Origin of the sequence: Pseudomonas sp. SK3(2021) (assembly GCF_016772375.1) — a bacterium.
GTDB classification, from domain to species: domain Bacteria; phylum Pseudomonadota; class Gammaproteobacteria; order Pseudomonadales; family Pseudomonadaceae; genus Aquipseudomonas; species Aquipseudomonas chlororaphis_I.
In genome coordinates, this window is the sequence record NZ_CP061943.1 from 5,025,844 (window position 1) to 5,049,602 (window position 23,759).

The 23,759-nt window shown below is 61.4% G+C and carries 20 protein-coding genes, 1 tRNA gene and 1 riboswitch; of the genes, 2 read left to right on the forward strand and 19 right to left on the reverse strand.

The window, feature by feature from the left end:
* Positions 1-35: 35 nt before the first annotated feature.
* The 5 genes from IF690_RS22000 to ltaE form a co-directional block, all read right to left on the reverse strand.
* Positions 36-126, reverse strand: a tRNA-Ser gene (locus IF690_RS22000).
* Positions 127-188: 62 nt separating this feature from the next.
* Positions 189-377, reverse strand: coding sequence for a carbon storage regulator CsrA (gene csrA, locus IF690_RS22005; RefSeq protein ID WP_002554426.1), 189 nt, complete (start codon positions 375-377; stop codon positions 189-191).
* A gap of 185 nt (positions 378-562) precedes the next feature.
* The gene (locus tag IF690_RS22010; RefSeq protein ID WP_007921569.1) at positions 563-1,804 is read right to left on the reverse strand and encodes an aspartate kinase; all 1,242 of its coding nucleotides are present in this window, start codon (positions 1,802-1,804) and stop codon (positions 563-565) included.
* A 96-nt stretch (positions 1,805-1,900) separates the two neighbouring features.
* Positions 1,901-4,525 carry an alanine--tRNA ligase gene (alaS, locus tag IF690_RS22015; protein ID WP_202697365.1) on the reverse strand — a complete coding sequence of 875 codons (2,625 nt, stop codon included), beginning with the start codon at positions 4,523-4,525 and terminating at the stop codon, positions 1,901-1,903.
* Positions 4,526-4,671: 146 nt separating this feature from the next.
* Entirely contained in the window at positions 4,672-5,676 is a 1,005-nt protein-coding gene (gene ltaE / locus IF690_RS22020; RefSeq protein WP_202697366.1) for a low-specificity L-threonine aldolase, read from the reverse strand.
* A gap of 211 nt (positions 5,677-5,887) precedes the next feature.
* Positions 5,888-6,059, forward strand: a riboswitch (FMN riboswitch).
* A gap of 122 nt (positions 6,060-6,181) precedes the next feature.
* Between ltaE and IF690_RS22025 the strand changes: the two genes are divergently transcribed.
* On the forward strand, positions 6,182-6,688 hold the full coding sequence (locus IF690_RS22025) for a 6,7-dimethyl-8-ribityllumazine synthase (RefSeq protein WP_202697367.1): 507 nt from the start codon (positions 6,182-6,184) through the stop codon (positions 6,686-6,688).
* A gap of 176 nt (positions 6,689-6,864) precedes the next feature.
* Here IF690_RS22025 and astE read toward each other — a convergent pair whose 3' ends face one another.
* From astE to acs, 14 genes are all read right to left on the reverse strand, one after another.
* Positions 6,865-7,875, reverse strand: coding sequence for a succinylglutamate desuccinylase (gene astE, locus IF690_RS22030; protein ID WP_202697368.1), 1,011 nt, complete (start codon positions 7,873-7,875; stop codon positions 6,865-6,867).
* A gap of 13 nt (positions 7,876-7,888) precedes the next feature.
* Positions 7,889-8,176, reverse strand: a complete 288-nt coding sequence (locus IF690_RS22035) for a hypothetical protein (protein WP_007921560.1) — start codon at positions 8,174-8,176, stop codon at positions 7,889-7,891.
* A gap of 63 nt (positions 8,177-8,239) precedes the next feature.
* Complete coding sequence (astB, locus tag IF690_RS22040) at positions 8,240-9,586, reverse strand: N-succinylarginine dihydrolase (protein ID WP_202697369.1); 1,347 nt, start codon at positions 9,584-9,586, stop codon at positions 8,240-8,242.
* 136 nt (positions 9,587-9,722) lie between these two features.
* Entirely contained in the window at positions 9,723-11,192 is a 1,470-nt protein-coding gene (astD, locus tag IF690_RS22045; RefSeq protein ID WP_202701674.1) for a succinylglutamate-semialdehyde dehydrogenase, read from the reverse strand.
* Complete coding sequence (astA, locus tag IF690_RS22050) at positions 11,189-12,214, reverse strand: arginine N-succinyltransferase (RefSeq protein WP_202697370.1); 1,026 nt, start codon at positions 12,212-12,214, stop codon at positions 11,189-11,191. The genes astD and astA overlap by 4 nt, the downstream gene beginning before the upstream one ends.
* Before the next feature lie 54 nt (positions 12,215-12,268).
* The gene (gene aruF, locus IF690_RS22055) at positions 12,269-13,288 is read right to left on the reverse strand and encodes an arginine/ornithine succinyltransferase subunit alpha (protein ID WP_007921551.1); all 1,020 of its coding nucleotides are present in this window, start codon (positions 13,286-13,288) and stop codon (positions 12,269-12,271) included.
* Between the two features lie 133 nt (positions 13,289-13,421).
* The gene (locus IF690_RS22060; protein WP_009050325.1) at positions 13,422-14,642 is read right to left on the reverse strand and encodes an aspartate aminotransferase family protein; all 1,221 of its coding nucleotides are present in this window, start codon (positions 14,640-14,642) and stop codon (positions 13,422-13,424) included.
* 326 nt (positions 14,643-14,968) lie between these two features.
* Positions 14,969-15,949 carry a transcriptional regulator ArgR gene (argR, locus tag IF690_RS22065; protein ID WP_202697371.1) on the reverse strand — a complete coding sequence of 327 codons (981 nt, stop codon included), beginning with the start codon at positions 15,947-15,949 and terminating at the stop codon, positions 14,969-14,971.
* Between the two features lie 114 nt (positions 15,950-16,063).
* Positions 16,064-16,828 (reverse strand): ABC transporter ATP-binding protein, encoded by a 765-nt coding sequence (locus tag IF690_RS22070; RefSeq protein WP_007921545.1) that lies wholly within the window; start codon positions 16,826-16,828, stop codon positions 16,064-16,066.
* 23 nt (positions 16,829-16,851) lie between these two features.
* The gene (locus tag IF690_RS22075; protein ID WP_202697372.1) at positions 16,852-17,964 is read right to left on the reverse strand and encodes a succinylglutamate desuccinylase/aspartoacylase family protein; all 1,113 of its coding nucleotides are present in this window, start codon (positions 17,962-17,964) and stop codon (positions 16,852-16,854) included.
* A 1-nt stretch (position 17,965) separates the two neighbouring features.
* Complete coding sequence (locus IF690_RS22080) at positions 17,966-18,664, reverse strand: ABC transporter permease (protein ID WP_202697373.1); 699 nt, start codon at positions 18,662-18,664, stop codon at positions 17,966-17,968.
* A complete protein-coding gene (locus IF690_RS22085) occupies positions 18,661-19,350 on the reverse strand; it encodes an ABC transporter permease (RefSeq protein WP_007921541.1) in 690 nt (229 codons plus the stop codon). The genes IF690_RS22080 and IF690_RS22085 overlap by 4 nt, the downstream gene beginning before the upstream one ends.
* 91 nt (positions 19,351-19,441) lie before the next feature.
* Complete coding sequence (gene aotJ / locus IF690_RS22090) at positions 19,442-20,218, reverse strand: L-arginine-binding protein AotJ (RefSeq protein WP_202697374.1); 777 nt, start codon at positions 20,216-20,218, stop codon at positions 19,442-19,444.
* Between the two features lie 672 nt (positions 20,219-20,890).
* Positions 20,891-22,846 (reverse strand): acetate--CoA ligase, encoded by a 1,956-nt coding sequence (gene acs, locus IF690_RS22095; RefSeq protein ID WP_009050330.1) that lies wholly within the window; start codon positions 22,844-22,846, stop codon positions 20,891-20,893.
* Positions 22,847-23,258: 412 nt separating this feature from the next.
* Between acs and IF690_RS22100 the strand changes: the two genes are divergently transcribed.
* The gene (locus IF690_RS22100) at positions 23,259-23,522 is read left to right on the forward strand and encodes a DUF2790 domain-containing protein (RefSeq protein ID WP_038634332.1); all 264 of its coding nucleotides are present in this window, start codon (positions 23,259-23,261) and stop codon (positions 23,520-23,522) included.
* Positions 23,523-23,759: the final 237 nt, after the last annotated feature.

Genomic DNA, 23,759 nt, shown 5'->3' on the forward strand with positions numbered 1-23,759 from the left:
AGAAGAAGCCAGATTACAACGAACTAAGTGAATAATGGCGGAGAACGGGGGATTCGAACCCCCGACACCCTTGTGAGGTGTACTCCCTTAGCAGGGGAGCGCCTTCGGCCACTCGGCCAGCTCTCCGCAACACGGGGCGTATATTAACCAGCTTTCTCCCCGTTTGCAAACAAAAAAAACGATAAAAATTAATGGCTTGGTTCTTCGTCCTTCTCTTTCTTTATCCGCAGGTAAATTTCTTCCCGATGCACCGCCACCTCTTTGGGGGCGTTGACACCGATACGCACTTGATTTCCTTTGACGCCAAGCACGGTCACGGTGATTTCGCCATCACCAATAATCAGGCTTTCTGCGCACCGACGAGTCAGAATCAGCATACCTTTCTCCTCACGCATTTCATTTCAGGGACAACAGTCTGCAAAAAAAAGGGTATCGACCTACAACCAGGACGGCCGTAGCCCTACACGCCTAAGTATTGACTAGCGCGAGCAAAAGAACAGTTTTCTGTCACGCCGATCAAAAAAACGAAGGGCGCGGTAAACCGCGCCCTTCGGGCAACGCATCACTCGCCCTGTCGGGCCGGAGCGTCCAGTTCGAAAGCCGTGTGCAGAGCGCGCACGGCCAGTTCCAGGTACTTCTCTTCGATCACCACGGAAACCTTGATTTCCGAGGTTGAGATCATCTGGATGTTGATGCTTTCCTTGGCCAGCGCTTCGAACATGCGGCTGGCAACGCCCGCGTGAGAGCGCATGCCGACGCCAACGATCGAGACCTTGGCGATCTTGGTGTCGCCCACCACCTCCCGGGCGCCGATCTCGCGGGCAGTGTTTTCCAGCACTTGCTGGGCCGCCAGGTAATCGTTGCGGTGCACGGTGAAGGTGAAGTCGGTGGTGTTATCGTGCGAAACGTTCTGCACGATCATGTCGACTTCAATGTTCGCGGCACTGATCGGGCCGAGAATCTTGAAGGCCACGCCGGGAGTGTCTGGCACGCCACGGATGGTCAGCTTGGCTTCATCGCGATTAAAAGCGATGCCGGAAATGATCGGCTGTTCCATGGATTCCTCTTCATCAATAGTAATGAGGGTACCCGGACCCTCCTTGAAGCTGTGCAGTACGCGCAGCGGAACGTTGTACTTGCCGGCGAACTCGACCGCACGGATCTGCAGCACCTTGGAACCCAGGCTGGCCATTTCCAGCATTTCTTCGAAGGTGATCTTGTCCAGGCGCTGGGCCACGGACACCACACGCGGATCGGTGGTGTAGACGCCGTCGACATCGGTGTAGATCTGGCATTCGTCAGCCTTCAGGGCTGCCGCCAGTGCCACGCCGGTGGTGTCGGAACCACCACGACCGAGGGTGGTGATGTTGCCGTGCTCGTCGACGCCCTGGAAACCTGCGACCACAACCACACGACCGGCCTTCAGGTCACCGCGAATTTTCTGATCGTCGATCTGCAATATGCGCGCTTTATTGTGCGCGCTATCGGTCAGAATCCGCACCTGGTTGCCGGTATAGGAGACTGCCGGCACGCCGCGCTTGATCAGCGCCATGGCCAGCAGCGCGATCGTCACCTGCTCACCGGTGGAAACGATCACGTCCAGCTCGCGAGGAACCGGCTGACCGTCGCCGCTGATTTGCTTGGCAAGGTCGATCAGACGGTTGGTTTCGCCGCTCATGGCCGACAGCACAACCACCAGGTCGTCACCGGCTTCGCGGAATTTTTTCACCTTGTCGGCGACCTGCTCGATTCTTTCGACGGAACCGACCGAGGTGCCTCCAAATTTCTGTACGATCAAAGCCATTTCTAAGCCGCCTCAGCCCGTAAAGGGGCGCCCATTAATCAATCAAACTGCGCAGCTCCAAAGCCCGTCACTAGACGACGGGCTCGGCTTGGAACCTTAAATCCCCTGCTCGACAAACGGAACGGTCAGGGCCAGCGCGGCATCCAGCGCAGCGGCATCGACGCCACCGCCCTGCGCCATGTCCGGACGACCACCGCCCTTCCCGCCCACTGCCGCAGCGGCTTGCTTCATCAAATCACCGGCTTTGAGTTGGCCAGTCAGGTCCTTGGTTACGCCCGCAACCAGTACGACCTTTTCCTCATGGACACTGCCGAGCAGGATCACTGCGCGACCGAGTTTGTTTTTCAACTGATCGACCAGCGCCAACAGCGCCTTGCCGTCCTGACCATCCAGGCGCGCCGCCAGCACTTTCGCGCCTTTGACATCCAGCGCCTGTGCCGACAGGTCGTCGCCAGCGGCACTGGCAGCCTTGGCCTGCAACTGCTCGAGTTGTTTCTCCAGCAGACGGTTGCGCTCCAGCACGGCCAACAGCTTGTCGATCAGGTTGTCACGACTACCCTTGACCAGGGTCGCCGCTTCCTTGAGTTGCTCTTCCGCAGCGCTCAGGTACGCCAGTGCCGCGGCACCGGTAACGGCTTCGATACGACGTACGCCCGAGGCCACGCCGCCTTCGCTGATGATTTTCAAAAGACCGATATCGCCGGTGCGGTTGGCATGGATACCACCACACAGCTCGACGGAGAAATCGCCGCCCATGCTCAGTACACGCACACTGTCGCCGTACTTCTCGCCGAACAGCGCCATGGCGCCCTTCTGCTTGGCGGTGTCGATATCGGTTTCTTCGGTTTCCACCGCGGTGTTCTTGCGAATCTCGGCGTTGACGATGTCTTCCAGGGCCTTGATCTGCTCAGGCTTGATCGCTTCGAAGTGGCTGAAGTCGAAACGCAGGCGCTGACTGTCGACCAGCGAGCCCTTCTGCTGCACATGCTCGCCCAGCACCTGGCGCAGAGCGGCGTGCAGCAAGTGGGTGGCCGAGTGGTTCAGCGACGTGGCGTGACGCACTTCGGCATCAACCTGGGTTTGCACCGGAGCGCCAACGGTCAGGCTGCCGCTGGCCAATACGCCGTGATGCAGGAAAGCACCGCCGGTCTTGGTGGTATCGCGTACATCGAAACGCGCGCTGCCCGCTTGCAGGTAACCGCAGTCGCCGATCTGGCCGCCCGACTCAGCATAGAAAGGCGTCTGGTCGAGAACAACGACACCCTCTTCGCCTTCGCTCAGCACGTCGACCGATTGCCCTTCCTTATAAAGGGCAACCACCTTGGCCGCACCGTTGGTGGCGTGATAACCGGTGAACTCGGTGGCCACATCGACCTTGACCAGGCTGTTGTAGTCCATGCCGAAGGAGCTCGCGGAGCGGGCACGCACGCGCTGGGCTTCCATCTCGCGCTCGAAACCTTCCTCGTCGAGGGTCAGGCTGCGCTCACGGGCGATGTCGCCGGTCAGGTCCATCGGGAAACCGTAGGTGTCGTACAGTTTGAACACCACGTCGCCCGGCACCACAGTGCCCTTGAGTTCGGCCAGGTCCTGCTCGAGGATCTTCAGGCCCTGCTCCAGGGTCTTGGCGAACTGCTCTTCCTCGGCTTTCAGCACGCGCTCGATGTGCGCCTGCTGGGATTTCAGTTCCGGGAAGGCGTCGCCCATTTCAGCGACCAGCGCGGCCACGATCTGATAGAAGAAGCTGCCCTTGGCGCCCAGCTTGTTGCCGTGACGGCAAGCGCGGCGAATGATGCGACGCAGGACATAACCGCGGCCTTCGTTGGAAGGCAACACGCCGTCGGCGATCAGGAAACCGCAGGAACGGATGTGGTCGGCCACGACTTTCAGCGACGCCTGGGCGTCGTTGGTGCAACCGATGGCCTTGGCCGCCGCGTTCAGCAGGCTCTGGAACAGGTCGATTTCATAGTTCGAGTGAACGTGTTGCAGTACCGCACTGATCCGCTCCAGGCCCATGCCGGTGTCCACCGATGGCGCTGGCAACGGATGCAACACGCCATCGGCGGTGCGGTTGAACTGCATGAATACGTTGTTCCAGATCTCGATGTAACGGTCGCCGTCCTCTTCCGGCGAACCCGGTGGGCCACCCCAGATGTCGGCGCCGTGATCGTAGAAAATCTCGGTGCAAGGACCGCACGGGCCGGTATCGCCCATGGTCCAGAAGTTGTCGGAGGCGTATGGCGCGCCCTTGTTGTCGCCGATACGGACCATGCGCTCGGCCGGAACCCCGACTTCCTTGGTCCAGATGTCATAGGCCTCGTCATCGCTGGCGTAGACGGTGACCCAGAGCTTTTCTTTCGGCAGGTTCAGCCACTTGTCGGACGTCAGGAAAGTCCAGGCGAAGGTGATGGCGTCACGCTTGAAGTAATCGCCGAAGCTGAAGTTGCCCAGCATTTCAAAGAAAGTGTGGTGGCGAGCGGTGTAACCGACGTTTTCCAGGTCGTTGTGCTTGCCGCCGGCGCGTACGCATTTCTGGCTGCTTACGGCGCGGGTATAGGCGCGCTTTTCCTGGCCCAGGAAGCAGTCCTTGAACTGGTTCATCCCCGCGTTGGTGAACAGCAGGGTTGGGTCGTTGCCCGGAATCAAAGAGCTGGAGGCTACACGGGTGTGGCCTTGCTCTTCGAAGAAGCGAAGGAAGGCTTCACGGATTTCTGCGCTTTTCATTAGGTTCTTCCACGGAGACTGCGGCCAAAGGCCTGTGCGAAACGTCATCAGACGAAACGACGGCAAAGGGCCGCATTATATCGGCCCTGAGCTTGGGGTACAGCGTGTTTATACGATAGAGACGGTCAATTGGACGGCTAACACTGTCAGTTGCGGGAAAAATCGATAAAAGTCCCGACGACCTGCTCGATTTGCGCACGACTGACGTCCATATGGGTGACCATCCGCAGCCGCGACGCGGCGCTCAGCCTGATCCCGCGCTCGCCGGCAAAGGCTTTGAGGGCCTCTGCCCTGTCGCCCATCGCAACATAGACCATGTTGGTCTGCACCGGCTCGACATCGTAGCCCGCTTCACGCAGGCCCTCGGCCAACAACCGGGCATTGGCGTGGTCATCGGCCAGGCGCGCTACCTGATGATCGAGTGCGTAGAGGCCCGCCGCAGCCAGGATCCCGGCCTGGCGCATGCCGCCCCCGACCATCTTGCGCAGGCGTCGGGCCTTGCCGATCAGTTCCGCCGAACCGCACAGCACCGAGCCCACCGGCGCACCCAGGCCCTTGGACAGGCAAACCGAGACCGAGTCGAAGTGCTGGGTAATCTCCCGCGCATCGACGCCCAGCTTGACTGCCGCGTTATACAACCGCGCGCCGTCCAGGTGCAGGGCCAGGCCATGCTCACGGCTGAAGGCCCGGGCCTGTGCCAGATAGCTCAACGGCAGCACCTTGCCCTGCATGGTGTTTTCCAGCGCCAGCAAGCGGGTACGGGCAAAGTGGAAATCGTCCGGCTTGATCGCCGCAGCCACCTGGGCCAGGTCCAGCGAGCCGTCGGGCTGGACTTCCAGCGGCTGGGGCTGGATCGAGCCCAGCACCGCCGCACCGCCCCCCTCGTACTTATAGGTATGCGCCTGCTGGCCGACGATGTATTCGTCGCCACGCCCACAGTGAGCCATCAAGCCCAGCAGATTGCTCATGGTGCCAGTCGGCACGAACAGCGCCTCGGCGAACCCCAGGCGCTGGGCCAACTCGGCTTCCAGGCGATTGACCGTCGGATCTTCGCCGTAGACATCATCGCCCGTGGCCGCTGTGGCCATTGCCTCCAGCATGCCCGCCGTGGGCTGGGTAACGGTGTCACTACGAAGATCGATAATGCTCATGAATCAGGCCTCGACAAGGGGACGCGAACGTCGCTGCGGATAAGGAAATTCTTTCGAACTGAATTACTACGGGCACGACCGCGATTTATCAAGGCCCGCCCGGGAAAAGCCCATCGATGGAGATGAAAAACCGATGTTTATCATCCAAAAGCCGCAATGCACTACCGAAAAATATGTGCTACAAACTCACCGCCGCCGCAAAGCCCGGTGGCAACGTTCTCAGGGCGGGGTGTAATTCCCCACCGGCGGTGATTGCGCGCAATGCGCATAGCCCGCGAGCGCTTGGCGACAGGCACTGCTTCGGCGGCGAATGACGGCAAGGTCAGCAGACCCGGTGTGATCCCGGGGCCGACGGTCATAGTCCGGATGAAGAGAGAACGGGATTGGCACCAAAGGGCTGTCCACAGACCTGCACACGACTGCTTGTGCGCCTGGCCTGTACCGCCCCTTAAATCCCTTTCGATTCATAACGCCCTGTTTTTCACACAAACAGGAGTCAGAACAGATGCAACCCACCGCAATCGATAGCAAAAGCAAACAGCATCACGGCGAACGCGTGGCGTTTATCCAGGCCTGCTGGCACAAGGAAATCGTCGACCAGAGCCGCAAAGGTTTCGTCAGCGAAATGCTCGCCCAGGGTTATCAGGAAAGCGATATCGACTTCTTCGAAGTTGGCGGCGCCTTTGAAATTCCACTGCACGCCAAGCTGCTGGCCAAGTCCGGCCGTTATGCCGGCATCGTCGCCGCGGGCCTGGTGGTGGACGGCGGTATCTACCGCCATGAGTTCGTCGCCCAGTCGGTGATCAGCGGCCTGATGCAGGTCCAGCTGGAAACCGAAGTGCCGGTGTTCTCGGTGGTCTTGACCCCGCACCACTTCCACGCCGGCGACGAACATCAGAAGTTCTTCTTCGAGCATTTTGTGCACAAGGGCCAGGAAGCCGCGAAGACCTGCGCCGACACCCTGCACAAGACACGCGCCCTGCGTCGGCATGAGCAGCGGGTAGCGGTGTAAGTACCAGACGCTGAAAACAATCGCGAGCCAGCTCATTCCTATAGGGATCGAGCTGGCTCGCGATGTTCTTTGTGGCCGCTGCCACAGGCTGCGACAAGGCTCGCAGAGCCTTCCAATCAACCTCAAAAGCGACGCCCGCTACGCGGTCGATCGCAGCCTGCGGCAGCGGCTACAGATCAGGCCAGGCCATCAGCCTTGGTCGGCACGATCAGGATCCCGGCACGCAGGCCGTTCTTCACCTTGGGGTTGGGGAAAATGATCCGCGCGCCCTCCTCCTCGACTATCCAGCGGGTCTGGGCGATATCGTCGGCCAGCAGGTAACCCACTTCCAGTTCGGAAAAATTCTCGATATCCGCCGGCAGGTGCAGGTGGAAGGTATCGCTGTGCTTGATGATTTCCCGAGCGACGCTGAACAGCTGCAAACCATCCAGCTTCTCCTCCGCCATGGGCGGTTCGCGGCCTTCGATGATCTGCTTCAGGCGAGTCTCCAGACGCTCGACATTCACCCCCTGGTTCTGCCCGAACGGCCGGGCCTTGCCCAGCTCCAGGGTGAAAGACTCGGCGTCCAGCTTGTCGTAGGTATAGGAGCTGAACACGATGGACGGCTTGTTCTGCAGCAGCACCGCCTCCATGCCCGCGGCCCGCAGGCGCGCCAGTTCCCGGCGCGAGTGCTGGCGACCTTCCTTCCACGGATACAGGGCAAACTGTTCGATCTTCGAACCGCGGATCGCCGTGTGCAGGTCGTAGTGCAGGCGGGTTCGGTCCGGCAGGCTGAAGAAACTCGCTGCCAGGCGCTCCAGCTCGCAGGCGCGCAAGGCTTCGTTGCCGCTGCTTTGTTCATGACGGCCATTGAACAACCGGTTGATGTCCTGCTCGATGAAGCGCTCGCCGTGGCGCATGGCCTCGGGGTTGCCGAACAGGAACAGAATGCGTGCGCAGGGCTTGAGGTCGCCGCGAGCGATGTCGTGCAACAGACGGTCGAGCAACTCGATCGGCGCCGTCTCGTTGCCGTGGATGCCGGCCGACAGCAGCAGGTCCATGCCATTGTCCCGCGCCTGGGGTGGCCGGACTTCCAGCGCACCTTCGCTCAGCCAGCGCATCCGCACGCCGTCGACAGTCAGTTGAGTCTTCTCCGCCGGTTCACGACCGGCGAGGGTCAGTTCAAGCAGTTTGCCGAGGGCGAGCATAGAACGTTATTCCTTAATGGTCGTGCTGGCAGTCAGGGCCGTGCACGTGATCGTCGTCACCGGCGTCGGCCGGTTCCATTTCCAGTTGCAGACTTACCAGATTAGTCGCCAATGGACGCAGCAGCAGGTTGGCGTACTCTTCGTCGCCTTCCTCGACGTCCACGCCGATCAGCAGCTGGCCGCGGCCGTCCTGTTGGATCCACAGTTCCTTGCCTTGCCACATCACGGCAACGCGGGTGCAGGAAGTTTCCAGTTGAGTGCCGTCGGTGTCTTCAAGGATCAGCTGCAGGGTATCGCTCATTTATTACGCTCTCATCTGGAGGTAAGGCGGCGCGCCTGGATCAGCGGACTCAGGCGCGGGCTCTTAATTGATCTGGAATGGATAAACCGCGCCCAGTTTAAGGATTTGCGTCAGTTCATCCAGTGCCGTCCGGCACTCAAGCAGCAATTGCGGGTCCGCCAGATCGTTTTCGCTCAGGCGGTCGCGGTAGTGCTTGTCGACCCATTGGGTCAGCGTGTCGTACAACGGCGCGGTCATGATAACCCCTGGGTTGACCGCCGCCAGTTCGGTTTGGTTGAGCGCGACCCGTAGCCGCAGGCACGCCGGGCCACCGCCGTTCTGCATGCTCTGCTTGAGGTCGAAGACTTTCACCTCGCGAATCAGGCCGCCGGAGCGGGTCAGGCCTTGCAGGTACTGCCAGACGCGCTCGTTGCCGCGGCACTCTTCCGGCACGATCAGCAGCATCGAGCCATCGGCGCGGGACAGCAACTGGCTGTTGAACAGGTAGGAGCGCACCGCGTCTTCCACCGTGACCTGCGAGCGCGGCACGCAGATCGACTGGAAGTTACCACCGCGCTTACCCAGCTTGGCCTGCAGCTCGGCGAGCATCTTGTCGGTCTCGAGGAACGCGTCCTCGTGGTAGAACAGTACTTCGCCGTTACCCACCGCGATCACATCATTATGGAACACGCCCTGGTCGATCACCGACGGGTTCTGCTGGGCATACACCACGCCGTCGTCGCTCAGGCCATGCAGACGGGCGACGGCCTGCGAGGCTTCCAGGGTCTGGCGCGCCGGGTACTTCTGCGGTGCCGGGTAGCGGGTATCGAAGGCGCTGCGCCCGAAAACGAAGAACTCGACGCCGGCCTGGCCGTAGTCACGACAGAAACGGGTGTGGTTGGCCGCGCCTTCATCGCCGAACTGCGCCACCGCCGGCAACGCCGCGTGATGGGCGAAGTGCTGCTGGTCGGCGAACATCGCCCCCAGTACACGACTGGTGGTCGGGTGTTCGATGCTGCGGTGATATTTGCAGTTCAGGTTGGCGGCGGTGAAATGCACGCGACCATCGCGGGTGTCGGCGCTCGGGCTGACCGTGGCGGCGTTGGCCACCCACATGCTCGACGCCGAGCAACTGGCGACCAGCAGTGGCATCGCCTCCTTGGCGGCGCGCTCGATGACCTGCGCATCGCTACCGGAAAAACCCAACCGACGCAGGGCCGCCACGTCCGGGCGTTCCTGTGGTGCCAGCACGCCTTGCTGGAAACCCATGTCCATCAGCGCTTTCATTTTCGCCAGGCCCTGCAGCGCGGCTTCCTTGGGGTTGGAAGACTGCTGGCTGTTGCTCTGGGACGCGACGTTGCCGTAGGACAGGCCGCCGTAGTTATGGGTCGGCCCCACTAGACCGTCGAAATTGACTTCATAGGATTTCATCAGCGAGGCTCCACGAAAATCTGTTGTTATAAATTCGGTTCGACCGCGTTGCGGTCATCGCGAGCAAGCTCGCTCCTACAGACTCAACAACACCTTGTAGGAGCGAGCTTGCTCGCGATAAGACACCAACAGCGTCTTACGAAAGCTTCACACCCGGCGTCAGCGCGCTCGGCAAGGTCAGGCTCGGGGTTTCCAGCGACGCCACCGGATACGCGCAGTAATCCGCCGCGTAATAGGCACTGGCGCGATGGTTGCCGGAGGCCCCCACACCGCCGAACGGCGCACTGCTCGCGGCACCGGTCAGCTGCTTGTTCCAGTTGACGATACCGGCCCGGCTTTCCAGCCAGAACTGCTGGTACCGCGCCTCGGAATCCGACAGCAGGCCCGCCGCCAGGCCGTACTGGGTGTCGTTGGCCTCGGCGATCGCCGCTTCGAAATCGGCGTAGCGAATCACTTGCAGCAAGGGGCCGAACAGTTCTTCATCCGGACGCTCGGCCACGGCGCTCACGTCGAGAATGCCCGGGGTCAGCAGTGCCGCCTGATCCTGCGGCTGGGTCATCTCCAGCAGCGCCACGGCGCCATTGGCCAACAGGTTTTCCTGGGCCTGCATCAGCGCGCGGGCAGCGCCAAGGGAGATTACCGAGCCCATGAACGGCGCCGGCTGCTGGTCGAACGCACCGACCTCGATGGTCGAGCTGACCGCCACCAGGCGCTCCAGCAACTGGTCGCCCCAGGCGCCTTGCGGCACCAGCAGGCGGCGCGCGCAAGTGCAACGCTGGCCGGCGGAAATGAAGGCCGACTGGATGATGGTGTAGACCGCCGCGTCCAGGTCCGCGACCTGATCCACCACCAGCGGGTTGTTACCGCCCATCTCCAGCGCGAGGATCTTGTCCGGACGGCCGGCGAACTGCTGGTGCAGGTGATTGCCGGTGCGGCTGGAGCCAGTGAAGAACAGACCGTCGATACCCGGGTTGGCGGCCAGGGCGATGCCGGTTTCCCGCGCGCCCTGCAACAGGTTCAACACGCCCGCCGGCAGGCCGGCTTCGATCCAGCATTTGACCGTCAGCTCGGCGACTTTCGGGGTCAGCTCACTGGGCTTGAACAGCACGCTGTTACCCGCCAGCAGGGCAGGAACGATGTGACCGTTAGGCAGATGGCCAGGGAAGTTGTAAGGGCCGAACACCGCCACCACACCGTGGGGCTTGTGACGCAGTACCGCAGTGGCGTCGCCCAGCGGGCCACTCTTCTCGCCGGTACGTTCACGGTAGCTCTGCACCGAGATCGCGATCTTGTTGACCATGCTGGTCACTTCGGTGGCCGCTTCCCATAGCGGCTTGCCGGTTTCCTCACCGATGCAACGGGCGAGTTCGTCGGCATGGCTTTTCAGGCTGGCGGCAAAGGCTTCCAGCACGGCGATCCGCTCGTCCAGCGAACGCCGGGCCCAGGCCGGGAATGCCTGGCGCGCGGCCTGCACCGCACTTTCAACCTGGGCGACGGTGGCGCCGTTGCCCGACCACAACACCTGCTGGGTCACCGGATTCAAGGACTCAAAGGCTTCGCCCTGGCCTGGCAGCCACTGGCCCGCAATGTACAGCGTGTTCATTATTTCGACTCCCGGGAAGCAGACAGCGCAACGGCACGGACCTGATCGCCCGCATTGAGTTGCAGGCGTTTGGCGGTCAGCGCATCAACCACCAGGGTGCCCGACGCAAAACGCGCGGGTGCGGCGGTGATCCGACAGTCCTCGCGCTTGCGGTTGTGAATCAGGAAAGGCGTGGCGTCATCGCCCGGCGTGCCGATGGCCAGCACCAGCGCCTGGCTGTCGCGCACCGCACGGATCTTGGTGGTTTCGCATTCCACCGCCGGGCCAGCGTCGAAGATGTCGACGTAACCCTGGTAGCTGAAACCCTCGCTCTTGAGCATGGCCAGCGCCGGCTCGGTATCGGTGTGCACCTTGCCGATCACGTTGCGCGCGTCCTCGGAGAGGAAGCAGGTGTACAGCGGGAACTTCGGCATCAGTTCGGCGATGAACGCCTTGTTGCCCACGCCGGTCAGGTAATCAGCCTGGCTGAACTCCATCTTGAAGAAGTGCCGGCCCAGGCTTTCCCAGAATGGCGAGCGCCCGGCTTCATCGGACATACCGCGCATCTCCGCGATGATCTTGTTGCCGAACAACTGCGGGAACTCGGCGATGAACAGCATGCGTGCCTTGGCCAGCATGCGGCCGTTGAGGCCCGTGCGGTAATCGGCGTGCAGGAACAGCGAGCACAGCTCGGAATTGCCAGTCAGGTCGTTGGCCAGGAACAGCGTCGGAATCTCGCGGTAGATGTTCAGCTCCTGGGAGGCGCTGACGGTCAGGCCGACCCGGAAGTTGTACCAGGGCTCGCGCAGGCCGACCGCACCGGCAATCGCGGAGATCCCCACCACGCGACCGTTGTCGTCCTCGAGCACGAACAGGTAATCCGCATCGCCCCGCTCGGCTTCGCCACGGAAGGTCTTTTCCGCCCAGCCCACGCGGTGTTTCAGGCGCTCTTCGTTGGCCGGCAAAGTGGTCAGGCCGGTGCCGGTACTGCGGGCCAGGTCGATCAGAGCGGGTAAGTCGCTGCTGCGTACGGGACGAACGATCATGCTATCTCCTCAGACGGGTACCGCTGACGGTTCCCGCGAAACTCGCTTAAGGCGTTAAACCGCCACCAGGCGCACGCTGGCACCTTCGCCGACGCCCAGGGCTTCGGCCGCTTGCAGATCCAGGGTCACCGGTTTGCCCGGCGCGTAATCCAGCTCCAGCATCACCGCGCGGTAATCCTGCAACTGCGCATTGGCGACCAGGTATTGGCGTCCGCCGCCCTTGGCGACCTCACCGATCTTCACCGGCACCACACGGCTCTGGGCGATCGAACGGATCCCCGAGACCCGGGCGTGCAGGGTCGGGCCACCGTCGAAGATGTCGATGTAATGATCGGTCTCGAAGCCTTCGCGCATCAGGATGTCGAAGGTGATCTGCGCCCGCGGGTGCACCTGGCCCATGGCTTCCTGCGCGGCATCCGGCAGCAGTGGCACATAGATCGGGTAATGCGGCATCAGCTCGGCAAGGAAGGTGCGGCTTTTCAGCCCGCACAGGCGCTCGGCGGCGGCATAGTTGAGGTCGAAGAAGTTACGGCCGATGGCGTCCCAGAACGGCGAGTCGCCGTTCTCGTCGCTATAGCCGACGATCTCGGTCACCACCGAATCGGCGAAGCGCTCCGGGTGGCTGGCGACGAACAGCAGGCGACCGCGGGAATTGAGTTCCGACCACGGCGAACCCACCAGCTCAGGGACCACATAGAAGCTGGTCAGCAGGCTGTTGCCGGTCAGGTCGTGGCACTGGGAAAGCACGTGGATCTTGTTGTGGATCTTCAGCTCGCGTGAGGCGTGCACGAAGGTCTCGTTACGGAAGCTGTAGAACGGCTCGGAGTAACCGGCCGAGGCAACGATGGCCGAGCAACCGACCAGCTTGCCGGTCTCGGTGTCCTCGAGGACGAAGAAGTAGCTCTCCTCGCCATTGAAGCTGACCTCGGCGGCGAACGAAGCCTCGCTTGCCGCGATCTTGTCGCTCAGGCGTTCCACGTCATCCGGCAAGGAAGTGACACCAATCGGACTGTCCGCAGCCAGACGCTGTACCTCGCCCAGATCAGCCATTTGCGCGGGGCGCATCACCAGCATGGTGTCACTCCTTACTCGAAACAGGCCGGCCAGGAGGCCGACTCAGGGAAAAAAATGCCGGGACAGCCCGGCACCGAAAATGGGGCTCGACGCTTGCCCTGAAGACAAGCGCCGAGGAGTACCGCGGCCCGAATCAGGCCTGGGTCAGCTTGGCTACCGCGCGCTCGAAGCGCTGCAGGCCTTCTTCGATGTCCGCTTCCTCGACCACCAGGCTCGGTGCGAAACGCACCACGTCCGGACCGGCCTGAAGGATCATCAGGTTTTCTTTTTCGGCGGCGTTGAACACGTCCTTGGCCTTGCCTTTCCAGGCATCGCTGAGCACGCAACCGAGCAACAGGCCCAGGCCACGCACTTCGGTGAACAGGCCGTACTTCTCGCCGATCTGCTGCAGACGGGTCTTGAAGCGATCGTGCTTGGCCTTCACGCCGTTCAGCACTTCGGGCGTATTGATCACGTCGATCACCGCGCCCGCCACCGCGCATGCCAGCGGGTTGCCGCCGTAGGTGGTGCCGTGGGTACCGACCACCAGGTGCTTGGCCAGCGCTTCTGTGGTCAGCATCGCGGCGATCGGGAAACCGCCGCCCAGGCTCTTGGCACTGGTCAGAATGTCCGGGGTCACGCCGTAGTGCATATAAGCGAACAGCTCGCCGCTGCGGCCCATGCCGGTCTGCACTTCGTCGAATACCAGCAGCGCGTTGTGCGCGTCGCACAGCTCGCGGGCGCCTTGCAGGTAAGCCTTCTCGGCTGGCAATACACCGCCTTCGCCCTGGATCGGCTCGAGTACCACCGCGCAGGTCTTGTCCGAAATCGCCGCTTTCAATGCCGCCAGATCGTTGTAGGGAACGTGGGTGATGCCGGTGATTTTAGGACCGAAGCCGTCGGAGTACTTCGACTGGCCGCCCACGTTCACGGTGAACAGGGTGCGGCCGTGGAAGCTGTTGAGGGCAGCGATGATTTCGTATTTTTCCGCGCCGAAACGGTCGAAAGCGACACGACGGGCCAACTTGAAGGCGGCCTCGTTGGCTTCGGCACCGGAGTTGCAGAAGAACGCGCGCTCGGCAAAGGTGGCGTCGACCAGCTTGTGGGCCAGGCGCAGGGCCGGCTCGTTGGTGAAGACGTTGGATACGTGCCACAACTTGTTGGCCTGCTCGGTCAGCGCAGCGACCAGCGCCGGATGGGCGTGGCCCAGTACGTTGACCGCGATCCCGCCGGCAAAGTCGATCAGCTCTCGGCCCGACTGATCCCAGACTCGGGAACCCGCGCCACGCACAGGAATGAAAGCCGCAGGTGCATAGTTGGGAACCATGACCTGATCGAAATCGGCGCGTTGCACCGGAGCTTGCTCAACGGACATCGGAGTCTCCTGAAGAGGAACGCCTGCCTGAAACTGGCGAGCGATGGGGGGATTGTAAGGACAGTTTTCTGCCCGGCCTTGTCGCCAAGCGACAACTTCTTATAGCGCCAACCCCGGTTTTACGCGGGTTTACGGCAATGCGACAAATAGCGTCGCAAAGGCGCAGTTTAAACTGCTGGAGGCTTTAACGGCAGGATTGTCCAACGATTTGCGCAACACATTAAGGCGTCAGCGCGAGCCAGCTCCGCCCTACAAAGAGATGCATTCTTGCGCAGGAGCCAAGCGTGCTCGCGATAGCAATCTGACAGGCAAACGAAAGAGACGGATCAACCGCGCTCGGAAGGCACCGAAGACAGTTCGAACGGGCTGCTGCTACGACGCTGGTTGCGATCTTCCCGCGGCGTGGCGCCGAAGAAGTTGCGGTAGGCGCTGGAGAAATGCGGCCCCGAGGAGAAACCGCAGGACAAGCCGATCTGGATGATCGACTTGCTGGTCTGCATCAGCATCTGCCGCGCCTTGTTCAGGCGCAGCTCCAGGTAATACTGGCTCGGCACGCGATTGAGGTATTGCTTGAAGATCCGCTCCAGCTGCCGACGCGAGACGCACACATGCTGGGCGATTTCGTCGGTGGTCAGCGGCTCCTCGATATTGGCTTCCATCAGCAGCACCGCCTGGGTCAGTTTCGGATGGCTGGACCCCAGGCGGTTCTGCAACGGAATGCGCTGGCGCTCGCCGCCTTCGCGGATACGCTCGACCACCAGTTCTTCCGAGACCGCGCCGGCCAATTCCGCGCCGTGGTCACGAGCCAGCACCGCCAGCAACAGATCCAGCACCGACATCCCGCCACAAGCCGTCAGGCGATCGCGATCCCAATCGAACAGATGGCTGGTGGCGATGACCTTGGGGAAACGCTCGGCGAAATCGTCCTGCCAGCGCCAGTGCACCGCCGCCCGATAACCGTCGAGAAACCCCAGCTGCGCCAAGGGATACACACCGGCGGACAAACCACCGATCACACAGCCGGTGCGCACCAGCTGCTTGAGCGCGCTGCTCAGGGCCGGCGCCAGGGTGGCAGGCGGCTCATCGGCCAGCAGGAACAGTTTCTGGCAGCCTTCGAGCTTGCCCGACCAAGGTTCGCCCGGCAGTTGCCAGGCGCTGTCGGTCGGAGCCTCGGCCTGCAGGAACGCCAGTTCGTAGACCACATCCGGATGCACGCGCTGAGCGACACGCAAGGCCTCCTCGGCCAGCGCCAGCGTCAAGGCTTTAGTGCTGGGCCAAATCAGGAAACCAATTCGATGGGCAGTCATGGCGGGCAATCCGAAACGAAAACAGTGTTAGAGGCCAAAGGCGGCTGCAACCAAATTAGACCATCTGGCGCGCGGTGCGCAGCATGACCTAATTTGGTGCGTTACGGGAGTGATTTACTTCAGGCTGCCCGAGAGGAATTGTTGCAAACGCTCCGATTGCGGGTTGACCAGCACTTCGCGCGGGTTGCCGCTTTCTTCCACCAGGCCCTTGTGCAGGAATATCAACTGGTTCGAGACTTCACGGGCAAAGCCCATTTCGTGGGTCACCACCACCATGGTCCGGCCTTCCTGGGCCAGGGCCTGCATCACTTTCAGCACGTCGCCCACCAGCTCGGGGTCGAGTGCCGAAGTCGGCTCGTCGAACAGCATGACCTCAGGCTCCATCGCCAGCGCACGGGCGATCGCCACGCGCTGCTGCTCACCGCCGGACATATGGCCCGGGTAGGCATCCTTGCGATGCGCCACGCCGACCTTGGCCAGGTAGTGCTCGGCCTTTTCACGGGCTTCGGCCTTGGGTACGCCGAGCACATGCACCGGCGCTTCCATGATGTTTTCGATGGCGGTCATGTGCGACCACAGGTTGAAGTGCTGGAACACCATCGACAGGCGCGAACGCATGCGCTGCAGCTGTTTTGGATCGGCCGCCTTCAGCGCGCCATCCTTGTTCGCCACCAGCTTCAATTCTTCGTTATTCAGCAGGATCTTGCCGGCGTGCGGCTGCTCCAGCAGGTTGATGCAGCGCAGGAAGGTGGATTTGCCGGAGCCACTGGAGCCGATGATGCTGATCACATCGCCAGCCGCCGCTTTCAGGGACACACCTTTGAGCACTTCGTGACTGCCATAGCGTTTATGCAGGTCTTGGACTTCAAGTTTGTACATGCTGTCGGTTCTCACAAAAGCAGTCAGTCGTTGAGCAAGCGCCCGTGCCGCAGCGCTTCGCGCCCCGCCACCTTGGCCAGCCAGAAACCGGGTTGGGCGTAACGCAGCCGCTCAACGGCGAACAACACGCCGCTGGTGCCAGCACACAGGGTGCTGACCCGATCGGATAAGGGATCAATCACTTCAAAAATCGGCTCGCCCTTCTCCACCCAGCTACCGGCCGGACGCAGAAAACTCACCACGCCGGGATGCGGCGCAAACAACAATTCGGTGCCTTCCAAAGGCATGGCCTCGCACGCTTCATGCTGCGGCGCCGGCCACTCACCCGCAATCAGTCCCTGCTCGGCGAGGAACGCCAGGATACCTTCAGCGTGCGCCTCGGCTTGCGAACGACCGGTGTCGGCCTGGCCGCCCAGCTCGAGGGTGGTCGCCAGGCAGGCCAGCGGAATCTGCGCCTGCGGGAACTGGCGCGACAGGCGCAACCAGGGCAGCGAACAGGCTTCGTCGAACGAGCTGCCGCCGGAGTCTTCCGCCAGCAGGCCGACACGCACATTCAGATGGGCCGCCAGGGAGCGCCACTGTGGCCAATGCTGCGGCAAGGCGTACATATGCAGCGCCGCTTCCGTATCGCAGTGCAGGTCCAGCACCACGTCCGCGGTGCAGGCGTGGCCCAGGAGGATACGCTGCATGCCTTGCAGCTGGCTCGCTGGCGCTGGCAGTTCAGCCAGCACATCGCTCATGGCCTGGCGAATCATCTGGATATTGGCGTGCGGATCATCCCCCAGGCACCCATCCAGACGGGCCGCGACCGGCGCGCTCAGCTCGACGAAATCGCGGTTGAAGTTCTTGCCGCTGCCGGCCTCGAACCGCCCTTGGTGATTGCCTTGCAACAGTTGCCCCAGGCCCATCGGGTTGGCCACCGGCACCAACTCGATCACACCGTTCAGCGCGCCCCGGGCCTCCAGCTCGGCCAGGCGCTTTTTCAGCTCCCAGGCGGTGCGCATCCCAGGCAGTTCGTCCGCATGCAGGCTGGCCTGGATATAGGCCTTGCGCTCGCCGCGACCGAAACGGAACACCGAGATCTGTCGTTCGCTGCCCAGGTGGCTCCACGGCAACGCGTGGTCAATGCGTTCCATATCAGTGCTTCCGCGGTGCCAGGTAGCGCAGCCAGCGGCCTTCGGCCAGCTTGAACAGGCGCACCAGGATAAAGGTCAGGCACAGGTAGAACAGGCCGGCGGTGATGTAGGCCTCGAACGGCAGGTAGTACTGCGCGTTGACCGTACGAGCCGCACCGGTGATATCGATCAGGGTCACGATGGAAGCCAGGCTGGTGGTCTGCAGCATCATGATCACTTCGTTGCTGTACTGCGGCAGCGCCCGGCGCAAGGCCGACGGCAGCAGGATGCGGGCATACATCTTGTAGCGCGACATGCCCATGGCCTTGGCCGCCTCGATCTCGCCGTTCGGCGTGGCCTTGAGGCTGCCGGCAATGATTTCCGCGGTGTAGGCGCTGGTGTTGATGGCAAACGCCAGGCACGCACAGAAGGTCGCGCTGGACAACCACGGCCAGAGGAAGCTCTGGCGCACCACATCGAACTGCGCCAGGCCGTAATAGATCAGGAACAGCTGCACCAGCATCGGCGTGCCGCGGATCACGTAGGTATAGAGCCAGGCACTGAGGTTGACGATCGGCTGCTTGGACACGCGCATCAGCCCCAGGGGCAGTGCCACCAGCAGACCGAAGAACAGCGACAGGGCCAAGAGTTTCAGGGTGGTCAGCAAGCCGCTGAAATACAGCGGCAAGGCCTCATAGATGACGTTGTAGTCGAAGATCATAGATCAGCCGCCCTTACGCCTACTGAGTAGCGCTTCTCAAGGTGACGCAATGCCAGCAACGAGACACTGGTGATCACCAGGTACATCGCCGCCACCGCAAGGAAGAAGGTGAAAGGCTCGCGAGTGGCGTCAGCCGCCTGCTTGGCCTTGAACATCATGTCTTGCAGGCCCACCACCGAAATCAGCGCGGTGGCCTTGGTCAGTACCAGCCAGTTGTTGGTAAAGCCCGGAATCGCCAGGCGGATCATCTGCGGCACCAGCACCCGGAAGAACACCTGGAAGCTGTTCATGCCGTAGGCCATGCCTGCTTCCGCCTGCCCCTTGGGGATCGCCATGAAGGCCCCGCGGAAGGTTTCCGACAGGTAGGCACCGAAGATGAAGCCCAGGGTGCCGATACCGGCGGCCAGCGGGTTCAGGTCGATGTAGTCGTCGTAACCCAGCATGGGCGCGACACGGTTGAGCAGGTCCTGGCCGCCGTAGAAGATCAGCAGGATCAGCACCAGGTCGGGAATCCCGCGGATCACCGTGGAATACAAATCGCCCAGCCACGCCAGCCAGCGCACCGGCGAGAGGCGCAGCGCGACCCCGATCAGACCCAGAACGATGGCCAGGGCCATGGACGACAAGGCAAGCTGAAGCGTCAGCCAAGCGCCATCGAGGATGACAGCCCCGTAGCCTTTCAACATGATTCAGGTCCTCGAAAATTGGGATGAAAAAATGGCGCAAACTTCAGAGATTCTGCTGCTTGCGCCATCTCGGACTTGCTGACTCGACGATTTACTGGCCGTAAATGTCGAAGTCGAAGTACTTGTCCTGGATTTGCTTGTACTTGCCGTTCTCACGAATGGCAGCGATCGCACCGGTGATCTTGTCTTTCAGCGCATCGCCCTTGCGTACGGCGATACCCACGCCGTCGCCGAAGTATTTGGTGTCGGTGAACGCCGGGCCGACGAACGCGAAGCCTTTGCCGGCGTCGGTTTTCAGGAAGCCGTCGTTCAACAGGGTAGCGTCTGCCACGGTGCCGTCGAGGCGACCCGCCGCCACGTCCAGGTAGATCTCGTTCTGCGAGCCGTATGGCTTGATCTCGGCACCCAGCGGAGCCAGTACTTCACGGGCGAAACGCTCGTGGATCGAACCGCGCTGCACACCGATGTTCTTGCCCTTGAGCTCGGCCAGGCCGTCGCTGACCTGGGTACCGGCCTTCATGACCAGGCGCGCAGGGGTGTTGTAGTACTTGCCGGTGAAGTCCACGGACTTCTTGCGGTCGTCGGTGATCGACATGGACGACAGGATCGCATCGATCTTGCGCACCTTGAGCGCAGGGATCAGGCCGTCGAACTCCTGCTCGACCCACACGCACTTGATCTTCATTTCTTCGCACAGGGCGTTGCCGATGTCGTAGTCGAAACCGACGATGCTGCCGTCCGGGGCCTTGGAGGCGAATGGAGGGTAAGCCGCTTCGATACCAATTTTCAGAGGCTTTTCATCGGCGAATGCCGGCAGGGAAAGTACGGAGGACAGTGCCAGGGCGCCAAGAAGCACGAGTTTCTTCATCTTAGGACTCCATCGGTAAAGGGCGAAAACGGCAGAGTGAGCGACAGCCCAATATGCGAATGGGTGGAACCTGATAGCGGTGCTGCGTCCTTGGGAACCTGGCCATGAACCCCATGCAGGTTCCTCGGCAGGCAACGACGAGCGAGTGATCGGCATTCTAACGACAGGCCCGAAGCCGATATTTCCTCAATGCGACAACAAATTACAGAAGCACTGAGAAACCAGGTCGAGCACATTGACAGCTCTTCAAGTTTATGCAAGAGCAAAAGACGATAAACCAATCTACGTTGCAAATTGCGGGCCTATTATTCGCAAAGCCTTCTATTCCGGCAAGCGCAGCGTTATGACTTATTTTTTACAGGCCTCGAAAAGGCCCTGAAACGGGGCCCGGCGTTTCTCATTGCCCCGAATCCGGGCAGCGGGTTACACATTCCCCGCTGCCGGTAACATTCAAATACGCCTGATGGACATACCGATATTTATTCGATCGAAAAGCCGCTACCTGTAGCCGCTGCCGCAGGCTGCGATAAGGCCCGAAGGGCCTTCAAGAGCGCGTCTCCTGCGGAGCCGATCGCAGCCTTCGGCAGCAGCTACAGGAGGCGGCAGTAGCGCTCACAAAAAAGCCCCGCCCGGCACAAGGCCGGGCGGGGCTTTCGCTAACGCAGGTCAGCCTCAGGCGACGTTCATGGTCTTGTGGGTATCGACCAGATGCTGCACCACGCCCGGGTCGGCCAGGGTGGAGATATCTCCCAGACTGTCGTATTCCGCCGTGGCGATCTTGCGCAGGATACGGCGCATGATCTTCCCGGAACGGGTCTTCGGCAGCCCCGGTGCCCACTGGATGACATCCGGCGAGGCGATCGGACCGATCTCCTTGCGCACCCAGTTCTTCAGTTCCAGGCGCAGTGCTTCGCTCGGCTCTTCGCCACCATTGAGGGTGACGTAGACATAGATGCCCTGCCCCTTGATGTCGTGGGGCACGCCGACCACCGCCGCTTCGGCGACTTTCGGGTGCGCGACCATGGCGCTTTCGATCTCGGCGGTCCCCATGCGGTGGCCGGAGACGTTGAGCACGTCGTCCACCCGCCCGGTGATCCACCAGTAGCCATCTTCATCGCGACGGGCGCCGTCACCGGTGAAGTACATGCCACGGAAGGTCTTGAAGTAGGTATCGACAAAACGATCATGATCGCCATACAGGGTACGCGCCTGGCCCGGCCACGAATCGAGGATCACCAGATTGCCTTCGGCGGCACCCTCGATAATGTTGCCCAGGTTATCCACCAGCGCCGGGACCACACCAAAGAACGGACGAGCCGCCGAACCCGGCTTGAGAGCATGGGCGCCCGGCAGCGGGCTCATCAGGGTCGCGCCGGTCTCGGTCTGCCACCAGGTATCGACGATCGGGCAACGGGATTGACCGACGTTCTTGTAGTACCAGTCCCAGGCTTCCGGGTTGATCGGCTCCCCCACCGAACCCAGCAAGCGCAGGCTGCTGCCATCGGCGCCTTCGCAGGCGGCGCTACCCGAGGCCATCATGGCGCGGATCGCGGTCGGCGCGGTGTAGAGGATATTGACCTTGTGCTTGTCGACGATCTTCGCCACGCGGGTCACGTCCGGGTAGTTCGGCACGCCCTCGAACAGCACGGTGGTCGCGCCATTGGCCAGCGGGCCATAGACGATATAAGTGTGGCCAGTGACCCAGCCAACGTCGGCGGTGCACCAGTAGATTTCCCCCGGACGGTAATCGAACACCCGCTCGTGGGTCAGGGCCGCGTACAGCAGGTAGCCGCCAGTGGTGTGCTGCACGCCTTTGGGTTTGCCGGTGGAGCCGGAAGTGTAAAGAATGAACAGCGCTTCCTCGGCGCCCATTTCTTTTGGTGCGCAGACGGTACCGGCGACCTTCATCAAGTCTTCGTACCAGATGTCGCGATGCTGGTTCCACTTGATCTGGCCGTTGGTGCGCTTGCACACGATGACCTTCTGGATGCTGCTGGTTTCCGGGTTGGTCAGCGCGTCGTCGACATTGGCCTTGAGCGGAATTTTCTTGCCCGCGCGAATGCCTTCGTCGGCGGTGATCACCACCTTGGATTTGCAGTCGATGATCCGGCCCGCCAGTGCTTCCGGCGAGAAACCGCCGAACACCACCGAGTGAATCGCGCCGATCCGGGTACAGGCCAGCATGGCGACCACGGCTTCGGGAATCATCGGCATATAGATAGTCACCACGTCGCCGCGGTGCACATCCTGGCCACGCAGGGCGTTGGCGAACTTGCAGACCTGCTCGTGCAGTTCGCGATAGGTGATGTTGCGGCTTTCGGAAGGATCGTCGCCTTCCCAGATGATCGCGATCTGATCGCCGCGCTCGGCCAGGTGGCGATCCAGGCAGTTGTAGGAAACGTTGAGGGTGCCGTCGGCAAACCACTTGATATCGACATGGTGATCGTCAAAGGAGGTCTGCTTCACCGTGGTGAAAGGCTTGATCCAGTCGAGGCGCTTGGCTTGTTCGCGCCAGAAGCCGTCCGGGTTGACGACCGACTGCTGGTACATGGCCTTGTAGGTCGCCTCGTCAGTCAGCGTGTTGGCCGCAACCTCGGGACGAACGGGATACAGAGAAGCCGCACTCATCTTTCTTACCTCGGTGACATAGTTGTTGTTGTATGGCCCCGTTGTAGCCGGGGCGGGCCTATAGAACCATTCGACGATGGTAGTAACAACCCCCGGCCACTCCCCCTGAAAAGTGCTTTGGCCCTTCTATTACGCTACTTGCAGCAGTTTCTGCGGCAAGTAGCAGACCGCTGTCAGGCCACTGGGGGTCGTTTTTGCCGGGATTGTTACAAAAACCGTCAATAGTGTTTATCAAAAGCACGCCTGTATAGCGCCTACTCAGGCGCCTAAAATCGACCTCGCCAACAAGGCAATGCGATTAACCAAGTTACAGCCCCCACGAAGGCAGTTAATCCAGACTTCTACTCAAGCTCCACACGCAGCCCCACAAAGGCTGCGTGCCCCCACACGACCTTAGAAAGGTGAAATCAAAATGAAAGCTTTATTAGTTCTGGCCCTCAGCAGTCTTTGCGCTACAGCAATGGCCGACGAGATCCCAACTGATGTCGCCAGCCAGCAACCGCCCGTAGAGGAATACTCTTATTCGTCCGACCTGGACATCGCCAAAGTTATATCCATGAGCGAAGTTCCAGATGTATGCGAAGTTGTACCCGCGCGAATGGAATATGAAGACTCGAAAGGCCTGCGGCATATCCTGCAATACCGCGTCATGGGTAACGGCTGCTCTAACGGCTGATATTAAAGTTGCTCTTCAAGTTCCAATAAGTGCCGGCCGCAAGAAATCTTTCTTGCGGCAAAGATGGCCAGACGCACAACTGAAACCAGACTTGCTGCAAGCCATCGCCCAACGCAGTGCGCCCCCGGCCTTCGCCCTCCCTTTTCTCACCTGTCGAGCCAGCTTGCGGGAGCGTTTGGGTATCGCTCCGAGGGGCTTGATGGCGGTCCGCAAATGCTTTCTCGAGCGCTAGAAGCG